Origin of the sequence: Paraglaciecola sp., assembly GCF_039942875.1 — a bacterium.
In the GTDB taxonomy this organism is placed as follows: Bacteria; Pseudomonadota; Gammaproteobacteria; order Enterobacterales; family Alteromonadaceae; genus Paraglaciecola.
This window is the reverse complement of the sequence record NZ_JBDVBQ010000049.1, coordinates 1-26,044: the sequence shown is the minus strand read 5'-3', so window position 1 is coordinate 26,044 and position 26,044 is coordinate 1. Positions and strand designations below refer to the sequence as shown.

At 40.5% G+C, this 26,044-nt stretch carries 20 protein-coding genes; 8 read left to right on the top strand and 12 right to left on the bottom strand.

Annotated features, from left to right (window positions below; all coding sequences use genetic code 11):
* The first annotated feature begins 6 nt into the window (after window positions 1-6).
* Window positions 7-564 carry a YqgE/AlgH family protein gene (locus ABJE44_RS16970; RefSeq protein ID WP_348112758.1) on the top strand — a complete coding sequence of 186 codons (558 nt, stop codon included), beginning with the start codon at window positions 7-9 and terminating at the stop codon, window positions 562-564.
* Complete coding sequence (gene ruvX / locus ABJE44_RS16965) at window positions 565-993, top strand: Holliday junction resolvase RuvX (RefSeq protein ID WP_348112757.1); 429 nt, start codon at window positions 565-567, stop codon at window positions 991-993.
* A 68-nt stretch (window positions 994-1,061) separates the two neighbouring features.
* Here ruvX and ABJE44_RS16960 read toward each other — a convergent pair whose 3' ends face one another.
* The 4 genes from ABJE44_RS16960 to ABJE44_RS16945 all read right to left on the bottom strand — a co-directional run bounded on the left by ABJE44_RS16960 (window position 1,062) and on the right by ABJE44_RS16945 (window position 4,327).
* Complete coding sequence (locus ABJE44_RS16960; RefSeq protein WP_348112756.1) at window positions 1,062-1,958, bottom strand: tetrahydrodipicolinate N-succinyltransferase N-terminal domain-containing protein; 897 nt, start codon at window positions 1,956-1,958, stop codon at window positions 1,062-1,064.
* Between the two features lie 149 nt (window positions 1,959-2,107).
* Window positions 2,108-2,929 carry a hypothetical protein gene (locus ABJE44_RS16955; protein ID WP_348112755.1) on the bottom strand — a complete coding sequence of 274 codons (822 nt, stop codon included), beginning with the start codon at window positions 2,927-2,929 and terminating at the stop codon, window positions 2,108-2,110.
* A gap of 132 nt (window positions 2,930-3,061) precedes the next feature.
* Window positions 3,062-3,928, bottom strand: coding sequence for a PhzF family phenazine biosynthesis protein (locus ABJE44_RS16950; RefSeq protein WP_348112754.1), 867 nt, complete (start codon window positions 3,926-3,928; stop codon window positions 3,062-3,064).
* Window positions 3,929-3,985: 57 nt separating this feature from the next.
* The gene (locus ABJE44_RS16945) at window positions 3,986-4,327 is read right to left on the bottom strand and encodes a MerR family transcriptional regulator (protein ID WP_348112753.1); all 342 of its coding nucleotides are present in this window, start codon (window positions 4,325-4,327) and stop codon (window positions 3,986-3,988) included.
* A gap of 239 nt (window positions 4,328-4,566) precedes the next feature.
* On the opposite strand from ABJE44_RS16945, the gene ABJE44_RS16940 reads away from it, so the two are divergent.
* A complete protein-coding gene (locus tag ABJE44_RS16940; RefSeq protein WP_348112752.1) occupies window positions 4,567-6,093 on the top strand; it encodes a VCBS repeat-containing protein in 1,527 nt (508 codons plus the stop codon).
* Window positions 6,094-6,131: 38 nt separating this feature from the next.
* Here ABJE44_RS16940 and ABJE44_RS16935 read toward each other — a convergent pair whose 3' ends face one another.
* From ABJE44_RS16935 to ABJE44_RS16915, 5 genes are all read right to left on the bottom strand, one after another.
* Window positions 6,132-6,884, bottom strand: coding sequence for an SDR family oxidoreductase (locus ABJE44_RS16935; protein WP_348112751.1), 753 nt, complete (start codon window positions 6,882-6,884; stop codon window positions 6,132-6,134).
* Between the two features lies 1 nt (window position 6,885).
* A complete protein-coding gene (locus tag ABJE44_RS16930) occupies window positions 6,886-7,050 on the bottom strand; it encodes an ANTAR domain-containing protein (RefSeq protein WP_348112883.1) in 165 nt (54 codons plus the stop codon).
* A gap of 95 nt (window positions 7,051-7,145) precedes the next feature.
* A complete protein-coding gene (locus ABJE44_RS16925) occupies window positions 7,146-7,532 on the bottom strand; it encodes a DUF1499 domain-containing protein (RefSeq protein WP_348112750.1) in 387 nt (128 codons plus the stop codon).
* A 141-nt stretch (window positions 7,533-7,673) separates the two neighbouring features.
* Window positions 7,674-8,951, bottom strand: coding sequence for a nitrate- and nitrite sensing domain-containing protein (locus ABJE44_RS16920; RefSeq protein WP_348112749.1), 1,278 nt, complete (start codon window positions 8,949-8,951; stop codon window positions 7,674-7,676).
* Window positions 8,952-9,034: 83 nt separating this feature from the next.
* Window positions 9,035-10,876 carry a metallophosphoesterase gene (locus tag ABJE44_RS16915; RefSeq protein ID WP_348112748.1) on the bottom strand — a complete coding sequence of 614 codons (1,842 nt, stop codon included), beginning with the start codon at window positions 10,874-10,876 and terminating at the stop codon, window positions 9,035-9,037.
* A gap of 219 nt (window positions 10,877-11,095) precedes the next feature.
* On the opposite strand from ABJE44_RS16915, the gene ABJE44_RS16910 reads away from it, so the two are divergent.
* On the top strand, window positions 11,096-12,193 hold the full coding sequence (locus ABJE44_RS16910; protein ID WP_348112747.1) for a Ca2+-dependent phosphoinositide-specific phospholipase C: 1,098 nt from the start codon (window positions 11,096-11,098) through the stop codon (window positions 12,191-12,193).
* Window positions 12,194-12,220: 27 nt separating this feature from the next.
* Entirely contained in the window at window positions 12,221-14,968 is a 2,748-nt protein-coding gene (locus ABJE44_RS16905; RefSeq protein ID WP_348112746.1) for a TonB-dependent receptor, read from the top strand.
* Between the two features lie 239 nt (window positions 14,969-15,207).
* On the opposite strand, the gene ABJE44_RS16900 is transcribed toward ABJE44_RS16905, so the two are convergent.
* From ABJE44_RS16900 to ABJE44_RS16890, 3 genes are all read right to left on the bottom strand, one after another.
* Window positions 15,208-18,207 carry a TonB-dependent receptor gene (locus tag ABJE44_RS16900; RefSeq protein ID WP_348112745.1) on the bottom strand — a complete coding sequence of 1,000 codons (3,000 nt, stop codon included), beginning with the start codon at window positions 18,205-18,207 and terminating at the stop codon, window positions 15,208-15,210.
* A gap of 48 nt (window positions 18,208-18,255) precedes the next feature.
* On the bottom strand, window positions 18,256-19,218 hold the full coding sequence (locus tag ABJE44_RS16895; protein ID WP_348112744.1) for a FecR domain-containing protein: 963 nt from the start codon (window positions 19,216-19,218) through the stop codon (window positions 18,256-18,258).
* 76 nt (window positions 19,219-19,294) lie between these two features.
* Complete coding sequence (locus ABJE44_RS16890) at window positions 19,295-19,786, bottom strand: RNA polymerase sigma factor (protein ID WP_348112743.1); 492 nt, start codon at window positions 19,784-19,786, stop codon at window positions 19,295-19,297.
* Window positions 19,787-20,046: 260 nt separating this feature from the next.
* On the opposite strand from ABJE44_RS16890, the gene ABJE44_RS16885 reads away from it, so the two are divergent.
* From ABJE44_RS16885 to ABJE44_RS16875, 3 genes are all read left to right on the top strand, one after another.
* Window positions 20,047-20,901 carry a PA4780 family RIO1-like protein kinase gene (locus ABJE44_RS16885; RefSeq protein ID WP_348112741.1) on the top strand — a complete coding sequence of 285 codons (855 nt, stop codon included), beginning with the start codon at window positions 20,047-20,049 and terminating at the stop codon, window positions 20,899-20,901.
* 466 nt (window positions 20,902-21,367) lie between these two features.
* Window positions 21,368-24,829: a chondroitinase-B domain-containing protein gene (locus ABJE44_RS16880; RefSeq protein ID WP_348112739.1), complete on the top strand. Its 3,462-nt coding sequence runs from the start codon at window positions 21,368-21,370 to the stop codon at window positions 24,827-24,829.
* A 537-nt stretch (window positions 24,830-25,366) separates the two neighbouring features.
* Window positions 25,367-25,900 carry a hypothetical protein gene (locus tag ABJE44_RS16875; RefSeq protein ID WP_348112738.1) on the top strand — a complete coding sequence of 178 codons (534 nt, stop codon included), beginning with the start codon at window positions 25,367-25,369 and terminating at the stop codon, window positions 25,898-25,900.
* Window positions 25,901-26,044: the final 144 nt, after the last annotated feature.

Genomic DNA, 26,044 nt, shown 5'->3' with positions numbered 1-26,044 from the left:
GAGTTAATGCAAAGTTTGCAAAATTATCTGCTGATTGCGACCCCTACCATGGAAGACCCTTATTTCTCGCGTACTGTGACCTACATATGCGAACACAATAAAAATGGCGCCATGGGATTAGTCATAAATCAACCTGTTGGTATGAAGTTAAAAGAACTTATTAATCAGGTGGATGAAGAGGCTGAAGTACTCGACGCAAAAGCAGATGAGATTGTTTTGGCAGGTGGCCCCGTAAGTCAGGACCGTGGGTTTATTTTACATACTTCACAACCTGGTTGGAGTTCTAGCTTAACCATGACATCTGAGATTATGGTGACTACGTCTAAAGACATAATTTCTTCGTTAGGTAATCAACAAGCTCCTGATAAATCTTTAGTGATTTTGGGGTATGCAGGTTGGTCTGCTGGCCAATTAGAAGAAGAAATTCAAACCAATTCTTGGTTAATGGTTGAAGCAGATGCAGAACTACTTTTTGATGTGCCTATTCATAAAAAGTGGGAAACAGCCGTACATCGCCTAGGAGTTGATGTATGGCAGCTTGGACCAGATGTAGGCCATGCATAAGTGGCTAAGCACGAACAACGCACAGTACTGGCCTTTGACTTTGGTACTAAAAGTATTGGCGTGGCAGTGGGGCAAGAGATCACAGGCACGGCTTCCCCTTTAGACGCCTTAAAAGCGGTTGATGGTATTCCAAATTGGGATCTACTCGCTAAGGTTTTTGAGGAATGGTCGCCACAATTAGCCGTGGTGGGCTTGCCGTTAAATATGGATGGCTCGAACCAACAAGTTACCTTTGCAGCTAAAAAATTTGCTAACAGACTCAATGCCAAGTATCGAGTTAAAGTGGAAACATGTGATGAGCGCTTAACAACCGTAGATGCTAAAGCACGTTTATTTGAGTTGGGTGGATATAAAAAATTAGATAAACAAAAAGTAGATAGTGTGTCAGCTTGTTTAATTTTTGAAAGCTGGGTGGAGTCACAGTATTAAACGCCCGATAAAAGGACGGTATAATGGAAGACTAAGCCCTCATATTTAAGGGCTCAGTTACATCAAAATTAGTCGTTACTATGGAGGCTAGCGTTTAAGCCGCCCCATTTAGATGAGTCAGCGACTACCGCTTCAACCACACCTGTTTGGCTATTACGACGGAACAATAATCCATTCATACCCGATAGCTGACGTGCTGCTACTACTTCACCATCTGGCGTAGTCACTTTAGTTCCGGCAGTTACATACAAGCCTGCTTCTACGATGCAGTCGTCACCTAAAGAGATACCCACACCGGCGTTTGCACCAAGCATGCTGCTTTTGCCGATAGAGTTAATGGTTTTACCGCCACCAGACAACGTACCCATAGTCGATGCGCCACCACCAATGTCTGAGCCATCACCAACCACAACACCTTGAGATATACGGCCTTCAACCATAGAGCTGCCTAATGTCCCAGCATTGAAGTTAACAAAACCTTCGTGCATTACTGTGCTACCAGATGCTAAATGTGCGCCCATACGCACTCTGTCTGCATCACCAATACGTACGCCTTCAGGGATAACGTAGTCAGTCATTCTTGGGAATTTATCGATAGAGGTTACGGCTAAATGATGTTCTTCTTCTGCGATTAGCTCTCTTAATATTTCTACCTTTGCTGGCAATACTGGGCCAGCTGAGGTCCAGGCTACATTTGTGAGTAAACCAAATACACCTTCAAGGTTAATTTGGTTTGGTTGCACTGCACATTCTGATAAAAGGTGTAAACGTAGATATGCGTCTTCTGCTGACTCTGGTTTTGCGTCTATATCGATAGTGATTTCAACATACTCTCCCTTGATTAACCCAACTTTGCTGGCTAAACAGTTACGTGAGATATACTTATTACTGCGGGGAAACCATACATCTAAGGTTTTACCACTTTCTACATCGATGTATCGATGACCATTACGAGTGATTGTCATACTATTGTCCTAAAAAGGGATTTAATTATTGGGCAATTATCCCTTTTATTGACCTTGTTCGCAGCCTATTTTTGTTTATAGGTTATGCCAAACCTATTATTAACCTTGTGTATTCCGTAAGGCAAACAATTAGAGGTTTTACTTCAGGTTTAAAGGGTTAAAAGGGGAGGAGTAATTTTTTTTGCTGGAGTCTTAGCTATTACCTCTGCAATTGCAAAATTATACAATTCTAGTTCAACTCCTCTGCCGTTCATATTTGCGCCACTTTTATCAAAAAAGCAAAAGCTTAATACTTGGGTGAAATTGTTATGTTGCCATAGGTAGCAGCGGTCAAAACCGGTATGCATGAGTGCATATCCATCTTCATTTTTTACAAACTTTGCACTTTTAGATATGTTTTTATTTTCTAAATACTCAAGAGCTAGTGGGTGTATCGAGTCGTCATCTTGCAGCTCATCAATAAACTGCTCTAAGGAGATATTCCCCTTTTGTTGTTTACTGATTGCATAGGCTTGCGCCATCGAAAACGGTGCACCATATTTTTGGATGGCAGCTTGCAGTGTTTGCTCTTTTACTGGGGTAATATCGAAATAACTATCTTTTAATAAGTATTTGATATTAATACGATTTACAAAGCCACTATCTTTGTTGAAGTAAAGAGAGAGCTGCTGATTAAGGCGGGTTCCCAAGTAAGCTTGGTCAAAGCTAAATTGAATTTTATCGCTACGATAGCCACCTCGAATCCTACCTAAGTCGCCCCCTTGGGAGTCTAGATTAATGGCTTGTGATAGTACATTATCTCCAATTTTCACCCCTTTAATATCAAACAGTGTAGACGTGTCTATAGCCGCTTTTGGCAGGGTAGCGTTTTTATCAAAACGTTTTAAACCACTTAATGTTTCGAATGGATGAGGTGTCGCTTGGGCTACTATCGTTAATAATGCGGAAACTAGTATGAGTATTCTTAACAAGGTTTTCGACCTTTAATCTACAATTTAAGTTAGAGTAACATTAAAATTGACGAAGTTTGAATACTGGATATTGTGATTCAACGAAATGCAGTATTCGCTAACAGACTTGAGTTCGTCTGCTAGCGGATAGGTTTAGTCTATTTCTATATTTAGCATCTTTGATACAGTTGCAGTTCCACCTGCCGTCACCTTAGTAATTCTGTTATTTTTTAGTGTAAGCAGTACCTCAATACAACTCGGTGATGCTGGTTGCATAGCGTAACCCTGTTCTATAACGAAGATGTCTTTGTGGATCTCCATGTGATCATGTAGGTAACAAGCTAAAGGACCAGCGGCCATGCCCGTGGCCGACTCTTCATCTATGCCATAGAATGGCGCAAACATTCGGCTTGATGCGTCTCTATTTCCTTGGTTAGTTTCGGTCGTAAAAACATAAAATCCAATTAAATTATATTTTTTTGAGAGGTTAGCTATCAATGTTTGGATTGGTTTTATAGCGCTTAAATCCCCTTTACTTTTGACCCCAACAATCAGAAAGTTGTTACCTGTATTTGCAATCATTGGAGCGTTTAACAGCTGATTCTGAGTGATCCCAAGGGCTTTTAAAACATGTTCACTATCTATACCAACATCTTGATATGATGGAGCTAGTTGTTCCATATAGGCAAAGTCGCCTTTTATTTCGATCTCTCTGTTACCTTCGATAGTCTCTTTTGATGTTTTGGGGTTAGCAATTAAATTAAGTTGAGATAAATAGCTAAAGGTCGCTATGGTTGCGTGGCCGCAATGGGCGATTTGTTTTTCAGGTGTAAAAAAATCAAGTTTGAAATCCGCACTGCTAGATGCCGAAACAAAAGCTGTTTCTGATAAGCCAACTTGTTGCGCAATACTGAGTTTTTGTGCTGTATTTAAGGTGTCAGCATTAAGCACTACACCCGCTGGATTACCCCCTGTAGTGCCATCAATAAAGGAATTCATAACCGCGACATTAATGTTCATTTTAACTTCTCCTATGTAATTGGAATGCCATGGTAATTACCTAGACCATACTCTAGGTCAAGGTTTTTTTAGCCGTGCGACTTTCTCACTGGTGACATCAATATAATGTTGCAGATCGGCTTGTTGTTGGTACAGGTTGTTGAGATGGTCCTCTAAAATGTTCAAGCTGGCGAGGTTGTTATCGCTATAGAAGGCGTGAGCATAATTTTCGATTCGGCTTAATGGCATGCCAGAGTTTTTCATACAAGCAATCCAATTTAAAAGCTCTACATCTTTCGAGTTATACACTCTATGACCGCTATCATCTTTTTTTGCCCGATTAATAAGGCCTTTTTTTTCATAAAATCGAATAGTGTGAATGCCTAAGCCTGTGGCCTTGCTGATTGCCCCAATTTTCATACTGTTTGACTCTAAAAGTTAGCTTAGAGCTAGCTTATCAGGCAATGGCGTTGTATGCAGCTAGGGGGGAATTGAATGTTGCGAATTTTATATTAAAAACAGTAAGATGGTGTTTTTAAACAATCATTAGCATGGTGATGGGACTTGTATTAATCCCTTACAGTTTTGTCATATACCTGTCAGTGAAATTTGCTAAATTGATGATTATTATAATTGTACACATGGAGTAACAGAGTCAGATGTCTAAATTTATATTGCCCTCAATAGTTTTAGTCACGTTATTGTGGACGTTTGCTTGGCCGAGCCACGCCAAATATACCGAGCTTTTTAAGCAGCAAGTTATTCCATTAGATATTACGGTAACTCAGCCAGTCTTAGCCGCTGATGTATTGATTGATGAGGGTGTTGAGTTAATTGTAGTGGGTGTAGATGAGCAGCAGCAACGTACTTTGTTGATCTTAAAGTTAGACCCAGAGACAGGCCAATATCTTACACATGAAAGCGTCACTATCGACCCCAAAGTATTTGCTTATGATGTGGGCGACCCTGACCATACCGGCTTACAGAGCATTTATTTTTTATCTAAACACTTAGTCACTAGATATATTCCTACCCACATGTCACACCCTTCACGGATGCTTGAGGAAGAACAAGTATCTTCTTTGTATTTAGTTAATATTGCTGACGTTTTTATACATCAAAATTTTATTCAGGATATTAATAATGATGGCCTAAACGACCTAGTGTTACAGAGCTTTGAGTCTCTTAATTTATGGTTGTCGGATTGCTGCGGATTAAGGCACCCTCAAAAACTGCCTATCGATTCAAGAATAGAAATGGAAGAAGACCGAGTTTCATTTTATGAAAACGAGCTTTTTTTTGAAGATATGAATTTCGATGGCAAGAGCGATTTAATCATAGTGGAGCAAGGCGCCCTAAACGTTTTTCTGCAACAGTCAGATATGCAGTTTTCAATAGAGCCAACATTAATACCATTGGCACAAACTATACATGGCTTGAACTGGTGGGATATGAAAGGCCCTAACGGTAGGGGGCTAAATCAAAGCGATTTAGAACATCGTACTGTTAAAGAGATTACAGATCTCAATGGTGATGGTATTCCAGACCTAGCCGTACAATTTACCCAGAGTTCAGGTGTATTAGATAAAAATATCGAGTTTGAATTTTATTTTGGGCAGAAACAACAACAAAAGCTTAAGTACTCAGAAGAGGCTAATACTAGCGTTGAGTGGGATGAAACCTTATCTGGATTAGCATTTGTTGACTTAGAAGGTGATGGTATTCAAGAGGTCTTTGTATCCTCATTTGATATTGGAATTTCTCAAATTATTGGCGCACTTTTATCAGGAGGTATCGATCAGGATGTGTTGTTGTTTGCCATGGATGAAAATGGCGAATACCAGGAAAAGCCTTTGGTAAGCCAAGAAGTAGAAATGACTTTTAGCTTATCTCAAGGTGCCACTGGGGAGCCTCTTATCAAAGTGGTCGATATAAATGGAGATAGTGTTAAAGATATACTTTTTTCCGATGGTGACTCAGCTATTCGCGTACTCTTTGCCACCCCAGATGATAAGAAACCGTATGCAAGGCGCTCTTTAAGACAAAAAATGACCATGCCACAAAATGCGTCATCCATAGATTCGGTAGATTTAAATAAAGACGGGAAGTCAGATTTAGTCATTCACTATGGGCAACTCGATGCTGAAGAGCTTCATAAACAAATAGTGGTATTGTTGGCTAAATAACGTTTAAGTTCAGGCTGGCATTTAGCCATTAACTAGGGTTACAAGCCACCTGCTAAATCTAAAAAGTTACCCGTTGCAAAAGAAGATTTGTCTGAAGCTAGCCAATAAATAGCTTCAGCTACTTCTGCGGGTTGTCCGCCTCGTTTCATGGGTATGGCATTTTTTAAACGCTCTACTCTTTGGGGTTCACCACCATCACTATGCATGTCGGTGTAAATTAACCCTGGTCGCACGCAGTTTACCCGAATACCTTCTGCAGCAACTTCTAATGACAACCCTTTTGTTAGCGTATCAATTGCACCTTTAGATGCCGCATAATCTATATATTCATTGGGGGAGCCCGTTCTAGCGGCTGCCGATGATACGTTTACAATAACCCCGCCATCGCCACCATAGGCAGTAGACATTCTTTTTACCGCTTCGCGGCAGCATAAAAAATAACTTGTGATGTTGGTTGTGAGTACTTGGTTGATACGGGCAGCCGTCATATGATCTAGGCGAGATTGTGTTTTTAACATTGCTGCATTGTTTATTAAAACCGATACCGTCCCTAGGGTTTTATCTACTGTTGCGAACATGCTAGTCACGTCAGTTTCATTGGACACATCAGCTTGAATGGAGATACACCTTCCGCCATCAGAGGTGATAGCCTGAGCGATTGACTCAGCGGCTAGCTTGTTAGATTTATAGTTGATGCATACAGCATAACCTTGCTTGGCAAATAACTTCGCCGTCGCCGCGCCTATCCCACGGCTAGCCCCTGTAATGACTGCTACTTTTTGTATTGCCATATTATTTTGAACCACTGGCTTTAATGACTAATCCTGCCATTTCAGCTAGGCTAACTTTTTGATCCATTGCCTGTTTTTGTAATGTCCTATGGGCTTGAGATTCGTTGTATTTTAGTTGTTGCATAAGTAATAGCTTGGCTCTGTTAATGGTTTTCTGTTCGGCAATTGCTTGTAGCGCAAGTTCTAGTTCATTTGTGATCTTTTTAATATTTTCAGATTGCTCATGAAGTAAGTCGTATAGGGAGTTATCTGCAAGACCATTTAACTTTTACTGTTAAGTTGCTGACGAATACTTTCTATTCGTTTTCGGTTAACCCCTAAGTCTGAATACCCAACTCTAGAGGCTGATCTAACCTGTATTAGTAGTTCTGTTGACCCTGTGTCTGGAAAATAAAACTCAACGTCATCTACAAAACGAAAGATCTTAGAAGCAAACTCAACCTTTATATAGTCGCTATCTGCGGCTTTAATTTTTGCACGTTTCTCGGCATTAAGAATCGCTACCAGTCGGTCTTTTGTTTGTTTTTGTGTTCCTTTGCTCAGAATAGGCTCAATAAAATGTGCCTCGTCTTTTGCTTGGCTACAAACACAATTTGGCTTTGATGAGCATTGTGTGAGTTGCCCGTTTTGAACGCCTAATTTTTGCATAGTTGTCGCACACCCTGTTGATAGTATAATGCTGGACAGAATGACCAGACTGCATCTCTTCATTTCTCAATCCATTAAAATATATGTCGTCATGGTTATTGTTACGACTTGGTTCCAGTTTTGGCTTATTTCTTTTGTAGATTAATTTTTACCACTTGTTACTTTTATTATTAATCCAGCCATTTCAGCAAGGCTAACTTTTTGATCCATGGCCTGTTTTTGTAATGCTCTGTGAGCCTGAGACTCATTGTAGTTTAGCTGTTGCATAAGCAATAGTTTGGCGCGGTTAATGGTTTTCTGCTCAGCGATTGCTTGTTTCGCAAGTTCTAATTCACTTGTCATCTTTTTAATATTTTCAGACTGCTCACGGAGTAAGTCGTATAGAGAGTTATCTGCAAGATCATTTAACTGAGAGTTATAAGTTTTAGGGATATTGTCAGCAGATATGTTGAGTACCATATCCAAGGTGAGCTCAGGAGAAAGAGGTGACTTGGGCCCTAACTTTTTAACGCGTTTTTTATGTTCTAATAATTCTTTATCTGCCTGCTCAACTCGCTGTTTTGCCACTTGCAATAGCCTTGAAGTAAGTTGTTCTTCAATGGCCCGCATGGCATCAATTCGATGGGTGGTGAGTTCGTACCATACTTCGCTAATTTCTGAAGAAATGGCGGAGCCATCAGCAAGCTGCTGCATCATAGTGCGCATTTGTTGCAACTGCTTGTTTGTATTTTTGTCTTGTAATGAGTGCCATAAGGTATTTTCTTGATTCGAAGCAAATTCTTCAAAGGTTGTAAAACTATCGGTTTGGGCTTGTTGTAGCTGAATCAAACTCTCACACAGAGATTGGTCAAACATGCTTTTAGAAAAACCTAACGCGCCGCAAGCTCGCTCTTGCCCTGCGTATTCTTTACCTTGAATGAAATTAAATAACGCCACTAATATCTTAGTAATACTTGGGTCACTGCCTACATCAGCCGCTTCAAAAACCACTGACAGCAAGCCTTTAATAAGTTGGTTGTAAGCTTGCATTGACTCTATGGCCGTCAGTTCTTGCTTTTGTACCTTGTATCTCAGGGTTGAAATATAATCTAACCCTTGTAGGGCTAAGGTAATGGTGTTCAACAAACGCATGTTGTTAGATATTTCATCTGAGTGCAGATATTTAGCTTTTAATTGGCTTCGCAATAACTCTTCTGCTCGAATTCCCCTATCAATTTGATCTTTGTGCTCTTGTTCAAACCTTCTATTTGCACTGCTTAAAAAGATATTACTGATCCCTCTTTCTTTTTGCAGTTGATGGATAAGTTCAGAAACTGTTGTCACCACTTGGCAATTAGAGGCAACCAATTGTAGGGCATTAATTTCAGCGCGTTTGGTGGCTAATAAAAATCGTTTGGTGACGTCGCTATGGGGGCTCATTATCTGCTTCAAATAAATTAGAGTATGTGGAAAGCTTAAAGGATTATCATTCATTAACCAATAAGCTTTATTGTCGATTTATGTTACTGCGGTTCTTCAGTTTTATTCGTTAGGGTATTGGTATTTAAGTCGATAATAAAATTAGCACTGGGCTCGCTTTGTAGCATTAGGGCGAGGGTAGATAGTAGTTTCTGTAGCTGTGTAAACAATTGGTTGTTTTCTACTTCGCAGTTCTCATAGGCTTGATTTAAATACAGGTAAAACCTCTTCTTGTTGGCGTTAATGGCTGCAATATGATCCGCATTTTTAACTCGGTAGAAATCATAAATTAAAGTTAAGGCATTGTTTGCTGCTATCGACTCGTAATCCTGATTTGCTAAATCGTCGAGAGGGGCGCAGCTGTTAAGGGCTAAAAGCGCTGATAACGAATTGTTTTCTAAAAAAGAGACTAAATCTTGCGGCCACTCTTTGGGCAAATACCTATTTGTAATGACCCCTTGTAAATGTTTGTCTGTGAACTCTGCATATGAACTTACGGCCAGTATGTCTTGGTCCCAGTTGGGGAGTTTATGGCTGTGATTAAAGTGCCATTCAGTTTGGTAGTGAGTGAAAAGCGTATTAAATTTAGGCACTTTACTGACTGAAATAGTTTCTATTTCCGCAATGTTTGCTGCAGATAATGTGAGTAATTTATAAGCGGGTTGATATGCCGCTAAGCTAGGAACTTGAATGTTATATAAGGTGCTGCCAGAGTCTGATTTTGCCGAGCCAGTATCATTTATATGCATGTGGCCCGCAAAGTGTAATTGTAGTCCTGTGTTAGCTAATAGGTTTTCTGTTTGCTGAGTGGGTAACCTTTTCATTTGAAATGTGTTTTTACCGAATAGAGCGCGCATTTTTTTGGACGCGCCATCATAGAAATCTGTCATTGGAAAATGACTAAAGGCCACTAACTGCTTGTTAGATTGTTTTGCGCGAGTAACCACAGACTCAATCCAATCTAACACCGGCTTTTTATATCTAAACATTGCATTGTAACCAGCATTGCTTGAGCCTTGAAACTTGTGATTATCGTTATCATCAATGACATATACGTTTGCGTCTATGGCTAACACCCATAAGCCATCAATGGGCTCTACTAGGTAACTTGCATCTGGCATTTTGTAACATAGCTTGGGTTGGTCATCTGAGCACCAATCCAAATAACGCTTTTGCATAGAATGCTCTACAGCAGGGTTGCCATTGGATTCGGTAAAAGGTGTTTCATAATACAGGTAGTCTGCTTTTGGCATAAAGCCATGGTGGGCTAAAGACTCCATTATTTCCTGATAACCCCAGTGCTGAATGTCTTTTGAACAATAAACTTGCTTTTGATTATCAGACTGAGTTTTACACTTGCTATGATTGAGGCTGTAAATTCCAGCTTCTTCGCCGTTTTGCAGCAAAAAATCACTTTTCCCACCGGGCACACTAAATGGTCTAACTGGATCATGGTTACCTGTAATGACAAAAAATTGTATGTCATGGTCTCGGCTGTATCTATCTAAAATGGCTTTGACAGCCAGTACATTGATTGGTTGACCATCGTCTGTAAAGTCGCCAGGTAACGCCACTAATTTTATGTTTCTAGCAACAATATCGTCTAGTGCTGCGGTTAGAACAAAATAGTTTTCATTAAAAAGGCGGGTTGATTTTAACTGGGAAGACATACTCCGCATTATCAGTGTCTTTTTGTCTTTATCTGTAGGAAATAAGTCTTGGCCTTGGTCAGAGGAGAGTTCTATATCTGCATAAATATCATGGAGGTGAATATCTGCTAAAAATGCAATCTTGATACTTTGTTTTGGGGGCGTAGCCCCGTATGTCGTTATTGGCATCACAAAGCAAAACTGAATCACTAATAGGCTTATTACTTTCTTTAGCATTCTCATATTCATCATAGGGTTTTTTATGCAGTATTTTTGACTGATCATAGTAAGACTGAGTCACAACCTAAAAGGGGACAAATTATTGTAAAATAGTTTTAAAAACAGTGTTTTATGTGACACTTTTATGAAGATTGCTAGCTAGCAGAAAATGCTCTGTCCCCTTTTAAGGGGATTACTACTCAATAGGGTCAGTTAATACAGACAGAGTAATTTACTGTGAGTAATTTAAGTAAAATAACTAAGGTATTGAGTTTTTTGGGGCTGTTTGGAAGCTTGCCGCTTTGTGCAGAACCCCTCAATCAGTTCCAAGTAATTGGATCACATAATAGCTACAAACAAGTGATGCCAAGTTCCGCCTTAACTTATGTCATGGCTCATGATCCAAAGTTAGCTAAGGCGATTGATTATTCCCACCCACCGCTAAAGCAGCAATTAAATCTTGGTATTCGACACTTTGAAATTGATTTACTACTTGACCCTACTATTGGCATGTATGCACATCCCAAACTGGAAAAGACTCTCAATCAACCGTTACTAAGTGAATCAGAGCGAGAGTTACTCAAGCAGCCAGGTTTGAAGGTTTTACATATTCCTGATGTTGATGTTAAGTCTCACTGTAACATGTTTAAAGAGTGCCTAAGTCAACTTTTAAGCTGGTCTGAGGCTCACCCCAATCATTTTCCATTCATCATTTTAGTTAATGTTAAAGAAACGTCTGTTGGTTTTATCAAAGGACAGCAGCCTTTCACTTTTCACTCCAAAGACTATGCCCAGATAGACAATGAAATTAGGCAAGTTGTGCCAAAAGAAAAACTGTTTACCCCAGACAAGCTGCGGGGCAATTACTCTACCTTAGAAAAAGCTGTGCTGACGCAAGGATGGCCAGAGCTAGCAGAGCTAAGAGGTAAGTTCTTATTCTTATTTGATGGTAACCCTAGGCAAAAAAGTTTGTATGCAGCTGAGCATGCTTCTTTAAAGGGCCGAGCCATGTTTGCATCTTTTGCCCCAGGCCAAGCAGAGTCTGCCTTTTTAATCATAAATGATCCCATTAATAAATTTGCAGAAATCCACTCGGCTGTGAAGCAGGGCTACATGGTTAGAACCCGCTCAGACGCTAATTTGAGTGCGACTAATCTTCAACGTGCTAGCCGCAAAGAAGCTGCTTTTAATAGTGGCGCACAGGTAATTTCTAGTGATTTTTATCAAGGCTCAATTCAGGCCCAAGAGGCTGGGTATTCCGTTGTTTTTAACACTAACCATTTCATTCGTCCTAACCCTATTTTTCATGCCTTTTCATCAAGGCTTAACAATTAAAATTTAAATACACTTTTGGAGTTTCACATGCAAAAACGTTTTATTAAACAACCTCTAGTATTAGCGGTAATAGCCGGACTAAGTTCAGTGTCTGCTGCATCATTGGCGCAAAGTAATCAAGACTCTGGCAATCAAGATATTGAAAAGATTGAAGTAAATGGCTTTCGAGGAAGCTTACTTAAAGCGCGAGATTTAAAACGTGAAGCCCTAGGCTCTCAAGATTCTATCGTGGCTGAAGATATAGCTGACTTCCCGGATCTTAACCTTGCTGATGCGCTACAGCGTATTCCTGGTATTGCTATTACTAGAGAAGGGGGGGAAGGTCGCCAAATATCTCTACGTGGTTTAGGGCCAGATTTTACCCAAGTGCAACTTAACGGCATGGAAGCATTAGGTACCTCGTCTTCTGCTATGGACAGCCGAGGCTCTATTAGCCGTTCTCGTGCGTTTGATTTTAATATTTTTGCTTCAGAGTTATTCAATCGAGTAGACGTGAGTAAGTCCTTTTCTGCCAATATGGATGAAGGCGGCATAGGCGGTACGGTTAACTTAGTAACAGCTAAACCTTTTGACTACGATGGCTTTAAAGGTGCCGTGAGTGGGCAAATAGGAAAAAACACTTTGGCTGATGGAACGAGTCCTCGTATTGCCGGGTTAATTTCGAATACCTGGGGAGATTTTGGCGCGTTGGTATCAGTAGCTTATAGTAAACGTAATACTAGTGAACAGGGCTTTGATACTTATCGCTGGCGTTTGAGAAACTCACAAGGCTCAGATATTTCTGCATTGTCAGAAGTAGACCAAGCAGCGGTTAATTCTGGCGAGCTACGTTTTTCTCGTGGTAGCCGTTATTCAACATTTGATAATGAACAAACCAGAGTGGGGGCTACTGTAGCATTGCAATATCGCCCAAGTGATAACTTTAATATAGGGTTTGATGGCTTGTATGGTGTTCTAGATAATGCACGAGATGAATTTCATTTACAAAGCCGCGGCTCTAGCTCTACTGCTTTAGGTTGTACTGGCCCAACCTACGTTAATATTCAAGAAGTTGCCAACGAGGCCGTTTGTTCAAGTCTATTAGACATTGAATACAATGCGGGTAACGAAGTGATTTATTCCCATTTTGACAATGCCGCTCTTCACTCAGAGAGCCGTCAGCAATACGCCGATACTACCTTTACACAAATGGTATTAAACAGTGAGTGGAACGTTAACCAAGACTTTACTTTGACTGCTTTATTAGGTACGTCAACCAGTGAATTTGAAACCGGTAGCACTAAGGTTTATTTGGAGTCTTTTGGTGAGCAAACCATTGATTACAGACAAGACCGTTTCTATGGTGTGAACACTTATGGTTATGATGTGACAGATGTCAACGAATACCGCTACCATGAAATCGATTTAGAAGAAGATCAAATCGAGAACTCCTTTGATATTGCCAAAATTGACGGCGTTTATATATTAGGTGGTGCCAGTGCTATCTCGGCAGGTTTATCATTAAAAACTTTTGAAAATGAAGCGTGGGAAAATAGTACTGGTAATCTTTTGCGCACTGAATGGCAAGAAGGTGATGTTAGCGATATTGTCGACCCTAGCCTTACCTACACTTATACCGGTCATAAAGAGCAAGAGTGGCTAGCGGTTAATGTGAACGGTGTGTTAAACGCGTTTGGTATTGATAGTAATTTAGCTAAGGCAGAGTTTTCAGATAAAGTGACTGAAGATACCCTAGGTGCCTATTTACAATATGAATTTGAGGCTGACTTTGCAGGCGGCTTTTTACGAGGCAACATAGGTGCTCGTTATTATGATACGGCTATAAGTTCTTTTGGTGTGGTAAACGATGAGTTAGCCGAAGTAACTCAAGATTATTCAGGCGTACTACCTACAGTCAATATCGCGTGGGACGCAACGGATAATTTAGTGGTAAGAGCAAGTCTAGGTAAGAACATTACGCGCCCTTCTTTAAGCGCGTTGAATGCTGCTGGAACTGTAGAGAATGATCCAACCTCTACCAATGGATTAAGTATTTCTGCTGGTAACCCTAATTTAGAGCCTTTTGAGTCAAATAATTTCGAAATGGGTATCGAATACTATTTTGATGAAGTGGGTTATGTTTCTTTTGCTTATTTTAATAAATCTATCGATAACTTTATTGTTACTGACACCACAGAGGTGGCCTACGGTGACACCGGTTATGCATTGTCGTTTTTAGGAGAGGTAGATGAGCTTGGTAACCCTCAGTCAGCCGACACTATCTTTACTGTTATTCAACCAATCAATACCGATAACAGTGACATAGTAGGTTATGAGTTAGCGTTTCAACGTGATTTTGACTTTTTACCAGCACCTTTTAATCATGTAGGGATGATCGCCAATTATACCTATGCAGATGGTGAAGCCTTATACCGTAACGTAGGTAACACGGGTGTTGATGAATATAAATCTTTCCCTGGTTTATCTGAGCACTCTGGTAATTTCACCATCTATTACGAGCAAGATACTTGGGGGGCGCGAGTTTCTGCTGCATATCGAAGTGACTATATTTCGAATGTCTCTTCTAACAGTGATGAAGATGAAAGGGGGTTTCACGCGACCACTTATGTTGATTTTTCTGCTTTCTACAATGTATCAGAGCAGGTTAAAGTGACCATAGAGGGAACGAACTTAACGGATGTACGCGAAGAGCAATACAGTGATAGTGCTGATAGACTCTATAACACCACTAAGAATGGTCGTACGTTTTATGTGGGGGCTACTTACAGCTTTTAATTTATTAATAAATACAAGCTATCGTCTTAATATTCACTGACGGTTTAGAAGCCAGCATTTATGCTGGCTTTTTATTTTCCGAAACAAAAACAACCACTATTTTCAAAGGTAGTTAGTCCAAGTAAGGGCTACCTAACACATATTCTTATGGGAGAAAAAACACATCAAGTCAACCACTAGGAATGTAACGAATGAGTGTGGTTGTTTTAAAGAGTTAAGGGCTAACCAATGAGAGGGGGCTAGTACTGATAAGTTAATCCCAAATAGTAGGTTCGGCCACTGGTAACTGAGTTATACGCCCTGTCTGCTGAGTCGCTGTATTGCTCTTCCCTTTGATTACTTAGGTTTTGAGCTTGTATTTTGAACTGCCACTTAGGACTTAGTTGATAAGCTAAGCTCGCATCAATATAAACTGTAGCGTGAAAACCTGTTTCATCTTCTTCGTCTAAAGTTTGGCTATTGACTTGATGAATGTATTTGTCGCGATAGGTTGCTGATATACGGGTACTGAGAAGGTCTGTTTCATAATAGAGTGTCACTGAAGCCGTTTGTTTAGATAAATAAGGGAAGGCTTTTCTGAATAGCTTTTCACCTGTGAGCTCGTTGTAGTAATTCATGCTGCCATTGGTAAAAGTATACTGCCCAATCATTCCTATGTTTTTCCATGGTGTTGGCAAATGAGACCATTGGTAAGCTAGCATAGTTTCAATACCACTAAGTGCAGCGGATTCATGGTTATCTTTGGTGACTAACTTAACTGTAGAGTCTGGGGTTAAATTGGTTGTTGGCAAAATATTAGCTAGCCCAGTATCTGCAAATCTTATTGTTTCAGATTTTGTAGCGATAAAATCAGAAATTCGTTTATAAAATGCAGAGAACGAAAACAAGATATTGTCTTGAATATAGCCCTCTAGAGCGAGATCAAGATTACTTGAAATATAAGGTGCTAAAGTGTAATTCAACCCGAGTAGGGTATTACTATCCTCTAAGTAAGTAGGTGTGCTGGATAAGTCACTCAAGGAGGGTCTTGCTGTATTGCGAGACACACCGGCGCGAATTAACCAATCAGGTTCAAACTCCCAAGATAAGTTAATGCTAGGTAGTAGGGTCTGATGAGTTTTCGCTGAGGAGAAATCACCTATTGTTAGATGGTAGTTAACCTTTACCTTTTCTTGTTGCAATCTCAGGCCAAACTTGGCATCTAGGTCTGTGTTCCCCCATGACATTAACACAAAAGCAGATTTTTTGGTTTCAGTTGTTTCATTCTGTAGTTGTGTGATCTCTTGGGAATTATTTGTCAAATGAAAGGGATCAATACCAAAGTACTCAATGGCAGCATTGGTTTGTAACCTTAACCAATTAACCTTGGGATGGGCATAAAGGGGAGTGACTAAATGTTGAGGAAGTGTATTGTCCCGACTTATGGCACTATTTTCGTCTTGCTCGCCCAGCGCCACCCCATTGGCAAATGCAGCCCAATTATCTTTTAACAGATTGTCTTGATATAAGCTGATACTGGCATTGCTAAATTGGGTGTATTCACCACCCCATTTAGCAGAAAACCCAGACTTTAACTGGTGCTCAAAGGATATCTCGGCATGTTGATAGCGGGTATGTGCAGAATATTCCTCTAAATCAATTTCTTGCATTTGCCACATATCTGCGGCTAACAAGTCATTATCATAGTGTATATCAGCAAAGAAGCGGTCTGCTCTGTAGTCGACACTAAGGTTACTTTGGCCCTTAGTGTAAATTTTGTTACTGAGTGGAATGTCAAAGTTGGAGTCTTCTATGCCTGCAACCAAAGCGACACTTAAGTTGTCATTGATTGCAGTTTTGGCATTTAGTACAACTTGATTGTAATCCGTTTGTGTTTGCTGTGCGCGACTTTCGGTGGCTACCCGTGCGTTTTCATATAGCCCATAAACTAGCTCTTGAACGGTGTTTATTTCAGCATCTAACACTTTTGTCTGGTCAACAATAATGGGTGTGGATTGGTCACCCCTTGGGTATAGGTGATACTCTGTTCTATCTGAAACGAGAAGAGCATGCAGTACATCTAAAGTGATTGATGTTTTGGGAGCTTGATATTGCAAGGCTAGGCTAATACCTAAACGGCTTTGTGCACTTCGCCATACTGAATAGCGGTTGCCCTTTGGCATAATAACATCGCCACTTTGTAAGCTTGCTTGTAAGGCTTCGGGTAATAAAGTTAAAGAGCTCTCTGGCAGGGCTATGGGTCGCCACCTAAAGGTATTAGCGCCGCGCTCTTCTGCCTCTCTTGTTCCATAGGAGGCCGATAACAGGTAGCCCCAATTTCCCCAAGTATTAGATATCAATCCTGTGAAACGCTTAGCTAAACCTTCACTGTATTGATTGTTGCCAATTTGCGGTGAAAGAATTAAGTTAAAGCCTGGTTGATCAAATGGCTTACTGGTTTGCAGGGCTACCGTACCCGCTAGTCCTCCCGATACTTGCTCCACTGAATATGCCTTGAGTACTTGAGCTTGATTAAATAACTCGGAAGAAAATACGTTGAAGTCAAATGAACGGTCACGTTGTTTTTGTTCTCTGCTGTCCATGGGAGAGTCGTTATTGGCCAGCACAGGCATGTTATTTAAGGTCACTTGGGTAAAATCCGGCAATGTGCCGCGTAATGATAATTGTCTCCCTTCTCCCGCTTCTCTGGTTATGGTTACCCCTGGAATGCCTTGTAGTGACTCTGCAATATTGATATCTGAGTAATTACCCATGTCTTCAGCTGCAATGGCATCTGATATTTCTGTGGTTGTGTATTTTATGTCTCTGGCGCGTTTTAAGGTCCCGCGGATACCAGTGACTGTTATCTTGTCTATGGCGGAGAGCTCTTGGGGTGCTTCAAGTACCAGCCTTGGAACTATCATGACACCAAATTCAGATATTTCGTAAGTGATGGGTGTTTCTTGGAATATAGAGTTTAAAGCTGCATCCAGTGGATATTCACCTTGAATGTTAATTACCAGTTGTGAATCAGCAAGATCTGAATTGACCGCAAATGGAATATTAAAAACTACTGAAAACTCCTTAACGACTTCAGCTAGAGGTTTATTTTTAAAATTTAAATAGTGGGTTTTTAACACTTGCTCTGCAAAGCTTGTGGGGCTTAGAAATAGCCCTAAAACCCCTAGCAGTAAGTAGACATATGACGGTACGATAACGTGTAAACACGGTAAGTAAGGTGGTTTTAGGCTAACTTTCAATGGTTTAGGCCCATAACCCACTCATGGGAAATTAAAATGCTTGTCTGGTTATTTCTTTGAACGAAGTACAATACGTTGTGCTTCATTGTGTAGCTCTAGTTGGTTGGTTTTTGAAATAAGCATGAGTGACTCTTCGGGGCGGTCTAGGGCAAAGCGCCCATTAATACGCAAACTTGTTACTGGCTCATCTAGAATAATTTCTTTGTCTAGATAGGCCTGCAATTGTGTTGCTACATCTGTAATTGCTGCATCAGTTACTTCTAGCCAGCCGGTGCGCCATAGGGGGAGCATCTGATGGATTTGATCTGTATAGCTGATTATTTGGCCTGATTCGATTCTTATACCTTGGCCTTTGGTTAAGGTAATTTCTTTATCAGCTTTTACTTTTACGACCCCCTCGTAAACACTAATGCTGGTGTAGTTGGGAGTACGCTCCACATCAAAAGAGGTACCTAAAACGGTTATTTCAGAATCACCGGCATCAATCACGAAAGGTCTATTTTTGTCTGGCGCTATATCAAAGAATACTTGTCCTTGGGTAAGTGCTGCAAAGCGTTGTTCTTTGGTTTGAGAAACACTTAATACGCTATTGGCGTTAAGGTGCACATGGCTACCATCTTCAAGCAAGCTTGATGTACGTTTTGCAATGGGGGCTGTGATTTCTACATGATAATTGGGAGTACGAAGGGCCGCAGTTTGAATTGACTTGGTTTGCACTATGTTATTTGGAAATGTCATGTAAACAAGCCCACATATCAAAGCTATAGAGGCTGCAATGGCTAGTGGTATCTTAGATTTTGGCTTGCTATTTATTGGTATAACCCGGGGACTTGATGGTTGACGTAAAGCTTCAGCTAGGATTTCTGAGCTGAGTAACTTCTGCATTTTATAATAGGCCGCTGCATGTTCTGGGGTTTGCAGCCATGCTTTTAACTCAGTCTGCTGGGTAGTTGTTAATTCTGTTTCTTGGTCAAGCCACAGTGCCGCTTGTTCCAGTATTTCGGGTTTCATTACTACTTCTCTACTAGGGAGCTAAAGCTTATATAATTAAAACGTGCATTTAACATAAAAGGGGACAAATATTTCACTAAAAATTCCAGTCATGCTTTTCTGCGCAACTTGTTAATTCAACCATGGCGCGATTAATATGCTTTTTAACCGCTTCAACTGATATCCCTAATTCTTCTGCTATATCTTCGCGGCTTTTGCCTTCGATACGGCGCATTTCAAATACTTTTCTTCTCAGCTCCGGCATATTTGCAAGTACATTACGTAAAATATGGATTTTTTCTTGTTGTAAATATACTTCTTCGATACCTGCACTTTTGTCTTCTAGAGTGTCGAGTTGGAAATCTGCCTCTGCTTTTGGCTTTGACTTCCAGTGATCAAACAGCACTGTTTTGGATACAGTTACCATGTAAGCAAGTGGATTTTGAAGATTATCAATTTCTCTACTACGAAACGTTCTAAGCATGGTTTCTTGAACCACATCATCTGTCAGATCATTATTCTTAGTGCGGGTTTGCACAAATAACCTAAGTTTTGGAATAGATGCAAAAAAAGAATCTTTTGGGTTCATTTTGTTTTTCGACTATTAGATATCATGTGCTGAACTATTACATAGCCACTTTGTCTGCCTTGTGATGGCTACTGTATTGCAATTATGTGTCAATTATATGAAGGTCATTCTTGTTTGCTTGGCTGTAATGATTTGTTAGTGGATAAACTGTTTCATCAGTGTAATTTTGTTATCATACTAATTAAAGGCTTTGGGCCTTAGCCCAAAAATTACGTAAAAATATTGTTGCAGCGACAGGTGTCGCTTAATTATAGGACCAGATGAAAATACCTAAAAGACTACAACCTTTGGTTGCTGATGGCTTAATTGATGAGGTTTTATATCAATTGATGAGTGGCAAAGAAGCAACTGTTTATGCAGTGCGTTGTGGTAAAGAAGTCAGATGCGCCAAGGTCTATAAAGAAGCAATGAAGCGTAGCTTCAAAAAAGCAGCCCAGTATCAAGAGGGCAGAAAAGTACGTAATACTCGCCGAGCTCGTGCTATGGAAAAAGGCTCTAAGTTTGGTCGCAAACAACAAGAAGAAGCGTGGCAAAACACTGAAGTTGATGCGCTTTTTAAATTGGCTAAAGCTGATGTAAGAGTACCCGAGCCATACGGTTGTTATGATGGTGTACTGTTAATGGAGCTAGTCACAGATGACGAAGGTGAAGTTGCGCCTAGATTGAACGATGTCTCTATGGATGCAGAGCAAGCCAAGGAAGATCATGCACTTATGATGGTGTATGTGATGAGAATGTTATGTGCGGGTTTAGTGCATGGCGATTTATCAGAGTTTAATGTGTTAGTTGATGATTACGGCCCCGTAATTATTGACCTGCCACAAGTAGTCGATGCTGCCGCGAATAACAACGCCTTTAGTATGTTACAACGTGATGTGCGTAATATGAACGAGTATTACGGCCAGTATGCCCCTGAATTAATTCACACCCGTTATGCCGATGAAATGTGGGCTTTATTTGAAGCAGGAGAGCTGACCCATGAGACGCAACTAACCGGAAGCTTTGAAGACTCTGGTGAAGCTGCCAATGTGGACTCAGTACTTGAAGAAATCAAAGCTGCTTTTGCTGAAGAGCAGGCCCGCCAAGAGCGTATTAAAGAAGCTGACGAATTATAGTTTGTATTAGGACGCTCTGATTACATTGAGCGTTTTGCACTAACCTCTAGCACACCCCCTGTTTACCAATTAGTTACCATAAATGCAGTCGCTGAAAAACTGCTCACTGCTCAGGTACCCTTTCGTTTTTTTGTTCTAAAGATAATTTATACAACCAAATTTATTAAATTGGTCATATAGGTTTTGCTTGTTTCGGAGCAATGTTAATAACCAAAAATTGATTTATAGCCTTAACGCTAACGGGTTAATTATTCTTGTATCTTATTGTTTTTATTGGTTATTTATTTTTTCTTTAAATTGGCATTACCAATTTGCATATGAAATGTTTAATAAATGTTATTTATTTGTGTGTTTTTGGTAATGTCTTTTGCTATGGTACTGCCCACTGATATCTGAATAGCAATGTTAGGCAGCATCTTTAGGTCTCAGAACTGAAGCTCTAAAACAGCAAATAAAGGAATAAATCATGAAACAGAAAATTTTAGCTTTAGCTATTGTCTCAGCGTTATCAGCTTGTGGCAGTAGTAATGATGATGACTCTACAGACAATACCAGCGCCTCTTTTTCTGGGGATTTGAATGGCTCATTAACATCAGTAGACACAACTACCTCTGGTACTTTGTCTGTCTCGGATCCTGATGATGGCGAAGATGCAGCCCTTGCTCAAACTGATACTGTTACTTCATATGGCACCTTTACTATTAGTACCGCGGGTCAATGGACTTACACTCTAGACGCCACTAATTCAGATGTATTAGCCCTAGTTGGCAGTACTAGCAACTTATCTGAAGCAATTACTGTGACCTCGGTTGATGGCACCACTACCACCATTGCTATTACCATTTCTGGAGTGGATAGCACAAATACGCCTGCTGTATTTTCTGGTGATAGCAGCGGAAGCCTGAATGCAGATGGCACCACTAGCACCGGTACGTTAGTGGTTACCGACCCTGATTCTGGAGAAGATGAGACCGCAGCCCAAAGTGCCGTGGCTACATCATACGGTAGTTTCACAATAGGCACTGACGGGCAGTGGACATACACAGTAGACAATACTAATGCCACGTTAATTGCTTTAGGTGCCAACGACAGTGTAGATGACACCATCACCGTCAGCTCTGTGGATGGTACGGCGATTACTTTGACTATTACCATAAACGGGGTAAATGATGACCCTACTTTTGGCTCAGGTAATGGTGTAGACAGCTCGTCAATCAGCAATGATGAAAGCTCTGCTATTAGTGGTACGTTAACTATCACTGATGTAGATACAGATGAAGATGTTTTTACCCCGCAGACTTCAGTGGCAAGCAACTATGGTACATTTTCGATAGCCGCCGATGGCATGTGGACCTACACCTTAGATACTACCAATACCACAGTGTTAGGTTTAGTTAATGAGTCTGATAGTGTGGTCGATGAGATTACCGTAAGTTCTGCTGATGGTAGCAACGCCACTATCTCAATTACCATTTCTGGTGTTAGCACTACAACTACCGAGTTAACGAAGGGAAGTATTGGTGACAATGACAGTGTACCTGCCGTTAACTGTACCGTCACCGTTAGCTCTACTGACGAGTTAGAAGACGCGGTTAGTTATGATATGACACCGGGCGAAACCGTATGTTTAGCTTCAGGCACCTACGGCGATTTTGAGCTGAGCTTTGGTGGCGCAGGAACAGAAGCCTTGCCTATTACTGTCGCTGCAGAAGTACCGGGTGAGGTTATCATTAATGGTGAATCTTCAATTGGAATGACGGGTTCGTATGCGGTTTTCCAAGGTTTTGTGTTTAAAGATGGCAACATGGATAGCAGTTTATTGCAGACCCGAGCTAACAGTAATACGGCATGTAATAACTGCCGTATTACTGAAAACACCTTTGTAAATATGGATGCTGGCCAAGACAACAGCACCAAATGGTTCCAAATCTATGGCAGTGGTAACCGTTTTGATCATAACTGGGTATCAGGCAAAGAAACCCGAGGAGCACTCTTTATTGTAGAGCGCGGTGATGAGCCTGGCACGGAAGACAGAACGCAAATCGACCACAACTATTTTGCAGACCGCCCACCTTTTGGCGGCGTAGCTTATGCTGATAATAGCGATAACGAATATGAAGGTATTCGAATCGGTACCAGCTCTACCCATACTAGTGATTCATTTGCGGTGGTTGAACATAACTATTTTGAACGGATAGATGGCGAAGCGGAGGTTATCTCAGTGAAAGCGGGGGGGGTAACGGTTGCCCACAATACTATTCGTAACAGTCGCGGCTCAATCGTCAGTCGTCACGGAGAAGGTACCACTATCGATAATAATTATATTATTGGTGACGGCAACCCATTCGCTGGTGGCGTAAGAATAGTCGATGCTAACCACAGCGTAACCAACAACTATATTCAAGGTGCCCGTAATCCTAGTTCTGGTTTTTATGGCGGCATTTTAATAAGCGCATCAGATGGCTCAACCTCAAATGGTTACCAAGATGTAGAAAATGTATTAGTTGCCAACAACACAGTGGTTGACAGCGTTAATAGTATTAATCTGTTTGCTGGCAACGAAGATGACAATGCCGAAGAGGTATATTTTGTCAATAACGTGGTGGCTGATGCCATTGGCCCAGTGTTTAGAAATGCTGACGAAATGCCTAATAACTCAATATTTGCTGGCAACTATATATACGGGCAGAGCCTAGCTGATGACGAAGACGTAGCCAGTGTTGACGGGTTTATCTTTGCTGACCCCATGTTAAGTGAAGACAGTGATGGTTTATATCGCCCCACCGAAAATAGCGCAGACTTGTCTGCTGATTTAACAGCGGATACTGGCAGCTTTGCACTACCTACAAAAGATATGGACGGGCAGACTCGTTCTGACAGTACCGTATCTGGGGCTGATGAAATACTGACAGAAGTGCTAGCTGCAACAGATATGCGGGGCTTGTTAACACCTGATTTAGTTGGGCCGCTAAGTTATACCGCACCTGTCGGTACGCCTTATATTGCTCAGGTAACCATTAGTAATGATGACTTTGACTCTCAAAACTTTACTGGTTGGACTAACACAGGCGCAGAAATAACCACAGATACTGATGAAGTATTCTCAAGGGGAAGCAGTGTCAAATTTGACAGTGCCACAGACTCAATAACACAAACCCTTACCACCGAAGAGAACACCAATTATACTTTGTCGGCTTATATTTCTGGCCCGGGTAAACTGAGTGCTGATGTGGGTGGTGTGATGTATTCAGCTGAATCAAACTCTGATAATTATAACTTCACGACAGTCAGCTTTAATTCAGGTACGGCTACCAGTGTTGAAATTTCTGCTTCTATTGATGACTCAGTGTTATTGAGCACAGATATTGAAAACCCTAACTTTGATAATGACCAAGACGATTGGGTAGTCAATGAAGGCACGGGGATTGGCCAAGTTCAAGATTCAGATAACTCTGCGTCAGGTAATAATGGCTCTATTAAATTCAAATACAATGATGATGATAGTGGTACACCTTACGACCCATACATAGCTCAAACGGTAACGGTTGAACCTAATACTGAATACACCTTAACTATGTATATCTTACTCAAAAGCAGTGATGAGCAAGATGCGATTGTGTTATTTGGTGCCCATACTGGTGATGCCGTAGTGGATGGAGACTTTGACAGCAGCAATGTTATCGCGTCAAAAGACTCTGTTTTTGGCAATTTGTCAGACGAAAATGAAGGCGATGATGACTTTAGGCCAGACACCTTAACGTTTAACTCAGGTGCTAACTCAAGCATTACCATTTTTGCAAAATATCAATCTACCTTAGGTGACGATATCCGCATAGATGACTTTAGTTTAACCTCACAAGGGACACCAGAAGACGGTTCAGAAGTTTATGTTGATAGCTTTAGATTAGTATCACATCCATCTTTGTAAAAAGGCCTCTTGAATGTAACTTAATGCTTGTAGATGTATGTTAAAAAGGGCCGAAAGGCCCTTTTTTATGAAGAAGTTTAATTTCAAATCACCATAGCCCTATTTTAGAATGCCCTGGCTTAAACATTCAACAAGCCAACTACTGGATGGATAATTTGTAGGTTGGGCTTTAGCCCATCAGCTCGCCTAACAGAGACCTTTAACTCCTAAATTAACTGCGCCGATTTAAAACCTTAGGTTGTTAAACAGTTAATTATCATGGATGTCCATGTAAGCATGTTCTTCATTTTATATACCTAGTCTGGCTGTTTGTTTATACAGTATAGTTTAGTTTCCCCTATATTTAGGAAAGTGCGCGAATCGCGCATTTTTGTGGGATCATAAAAATTTCAAAGTCCAAATTTTTCTTTAGGTAGCAAAGTGTTACTGAATTTGGTAAAAATAGATAAATTAAGAAAGTGCGCGATTTGTAAATAGAAAAATGCGCGGTTCGCGCACTATTAAATTGTTATATTTAATTGAGTAGTGGAGATAAACTTGAGTGTAGATAAATTAATTCTTAGTAGTGGTAATGAACAAATTTTAATGTCGATTAGTCCTGACTGGCCGTCAATAATATTGACTGGTGCAATAGGTCTTGGGAGTATTCTAACATCTATTGCGGTTGTAAAAATTAGTCGTAGTAATCAGAAGAGTCAAAGCCAAGAAAAAATCGCTGAATTACGTCAAGCTTGGCTAACTGAACTAAGAGAAAACATGTCTCAATTTATATCGTTAGTCTCTATTATCTCAGTGAGAAGAGGGATGGTTTTAAAGTTTCACGAAACAGAAGAAGCTAAAGATTTATATCGAGAGTTACTTTGTTATCGCTCAAGGTTACGCTTAATGTTAGATGAAAAAGAAGAACACACCATAGAAATAAAAGATCTAATAAAGAAGCTGTATAAAGCCATTCATGCTCCTAACTCAGATGAACAACCTATTGTTGATATTGCGAATGATTTAGAAGAAAAATGCCAATTAGTGCTTGAAAAAACATGGAAGAATATAAAAGAAAATTTAGCTGTTTAAATATAACACATATGAGCCTCTGGTTGGTCAATAGGTACTAGTCATCTTTTGATCATTTTTTCAGGATCAATCTAAACCTCTGAGCTAAGCCGTTTACTTCATCTGTCTTTGTGGCTATTAGGTAATCGCCTACAGCAAACACAT

Excerpts from the sequence above, each read along its gene's own strand:
- ABJE44_RS16970 (WP_348112758.1), top strand. The coding sequence starts at position 7 with ATGCAAAGTTTGCAAAATTATCTGCTGATTGCGACCCCTACCATGGAA.
- ABJE44_RS16960 (WP_348112756.1), bottom strand. The coding sequence starts at position 1,958 with ATGACAATCACTCGTAATGGTCATCGATACATCGATGTAGAAAGTGGT.
- ABJE44_RS16950 (WP_348112754.1), bottom strand. The coding sequence starts at position 3,928 with ATGAACATTAATGTCGCGGTTATGAATTCCTTTATTGATGGCACTACA.
- ABJE44_RS16945 (WP_348112753.1), bottom strand. The coding sequence starts at position 4,327 with ATGAAAATTGGGGCAATCAGCAAGGCCACAGGCTTAGGCATTCACACT.
- ABJE44_RS16940 (WP_348112752.1), top strand. The coding sequence starts at position 4,567 with ATGTCTAAATTTATATTGCCCTCAATAGTTTTAGTCACGTTATTGTGG.
- ABJE44_RS16935 (WP_348112751.1), bottom strand. The coding sequence starts at position 6,884 with ATGGCAATACAAAAAGTAGCAGTCATTACAGGGGCTAGCCGTGGGATA.
- ABJE44_RS16925 (WP_348112750.1), bottom strand. The coding sequence starts at position 7,532 with ATGCAAAAATTAGGCGTTCAAAACGGGCAACTCACACAATGCTCATCA.
- ABJE44_RS16920 (WP_348112749.1), bottom strand. The coding sequence starts at position 8,951 with ATGAGCCCCCATAGCGACGTCACCAAACGATTTTTATTAGCCACCAAA.
- ABJE44_RS16915 (WP_348112748.1), bottom strand. The coding sequence starts at position 10,876 with ATGCTAAAGAAAGTAATAAGCCTATTAGTGATTCAGTTTTGCTTTGTG.
- ABJE44_RS16905 (WP_348112746.1), top strand. The coding sequence starts at position 12,221 with ATGCAAAAACGTTTTATTAAACAACCTCTAGTATTAGCGGTAATAGCC.
- ABJE44_RS16895 (WP_348112744.1), bottom strand. The coding sequence starts at position 19,218 with ATGAAACCCGAAATACTGGAACAAGCGGCACTGTGGCTTGACCAAGAA.
- ABJE44_RS16890 (WP_348112743.1), bottom strand. The coding sequence starts at position 19,786 with ATGAACCCAAAAGATTCTTTTTTTGCATCTATTCCAAAACTTAGGTTA.
- ABJE44_RS16885 (WP_348112741.1), top strand. The coding sequence starts at position 20,047 with ATGAAAATACCTAAAAGACTACAACCTTTGGTTGCTGATGGCTTAATT.
- ABJE44_RS16880 (WP_348112739.1), top strand. The coding sequence starts at position 21,368 with ATGAAACAGAAAATTTTAGCTTTAGCTATTGTCTCAGCGTTATCAGCT.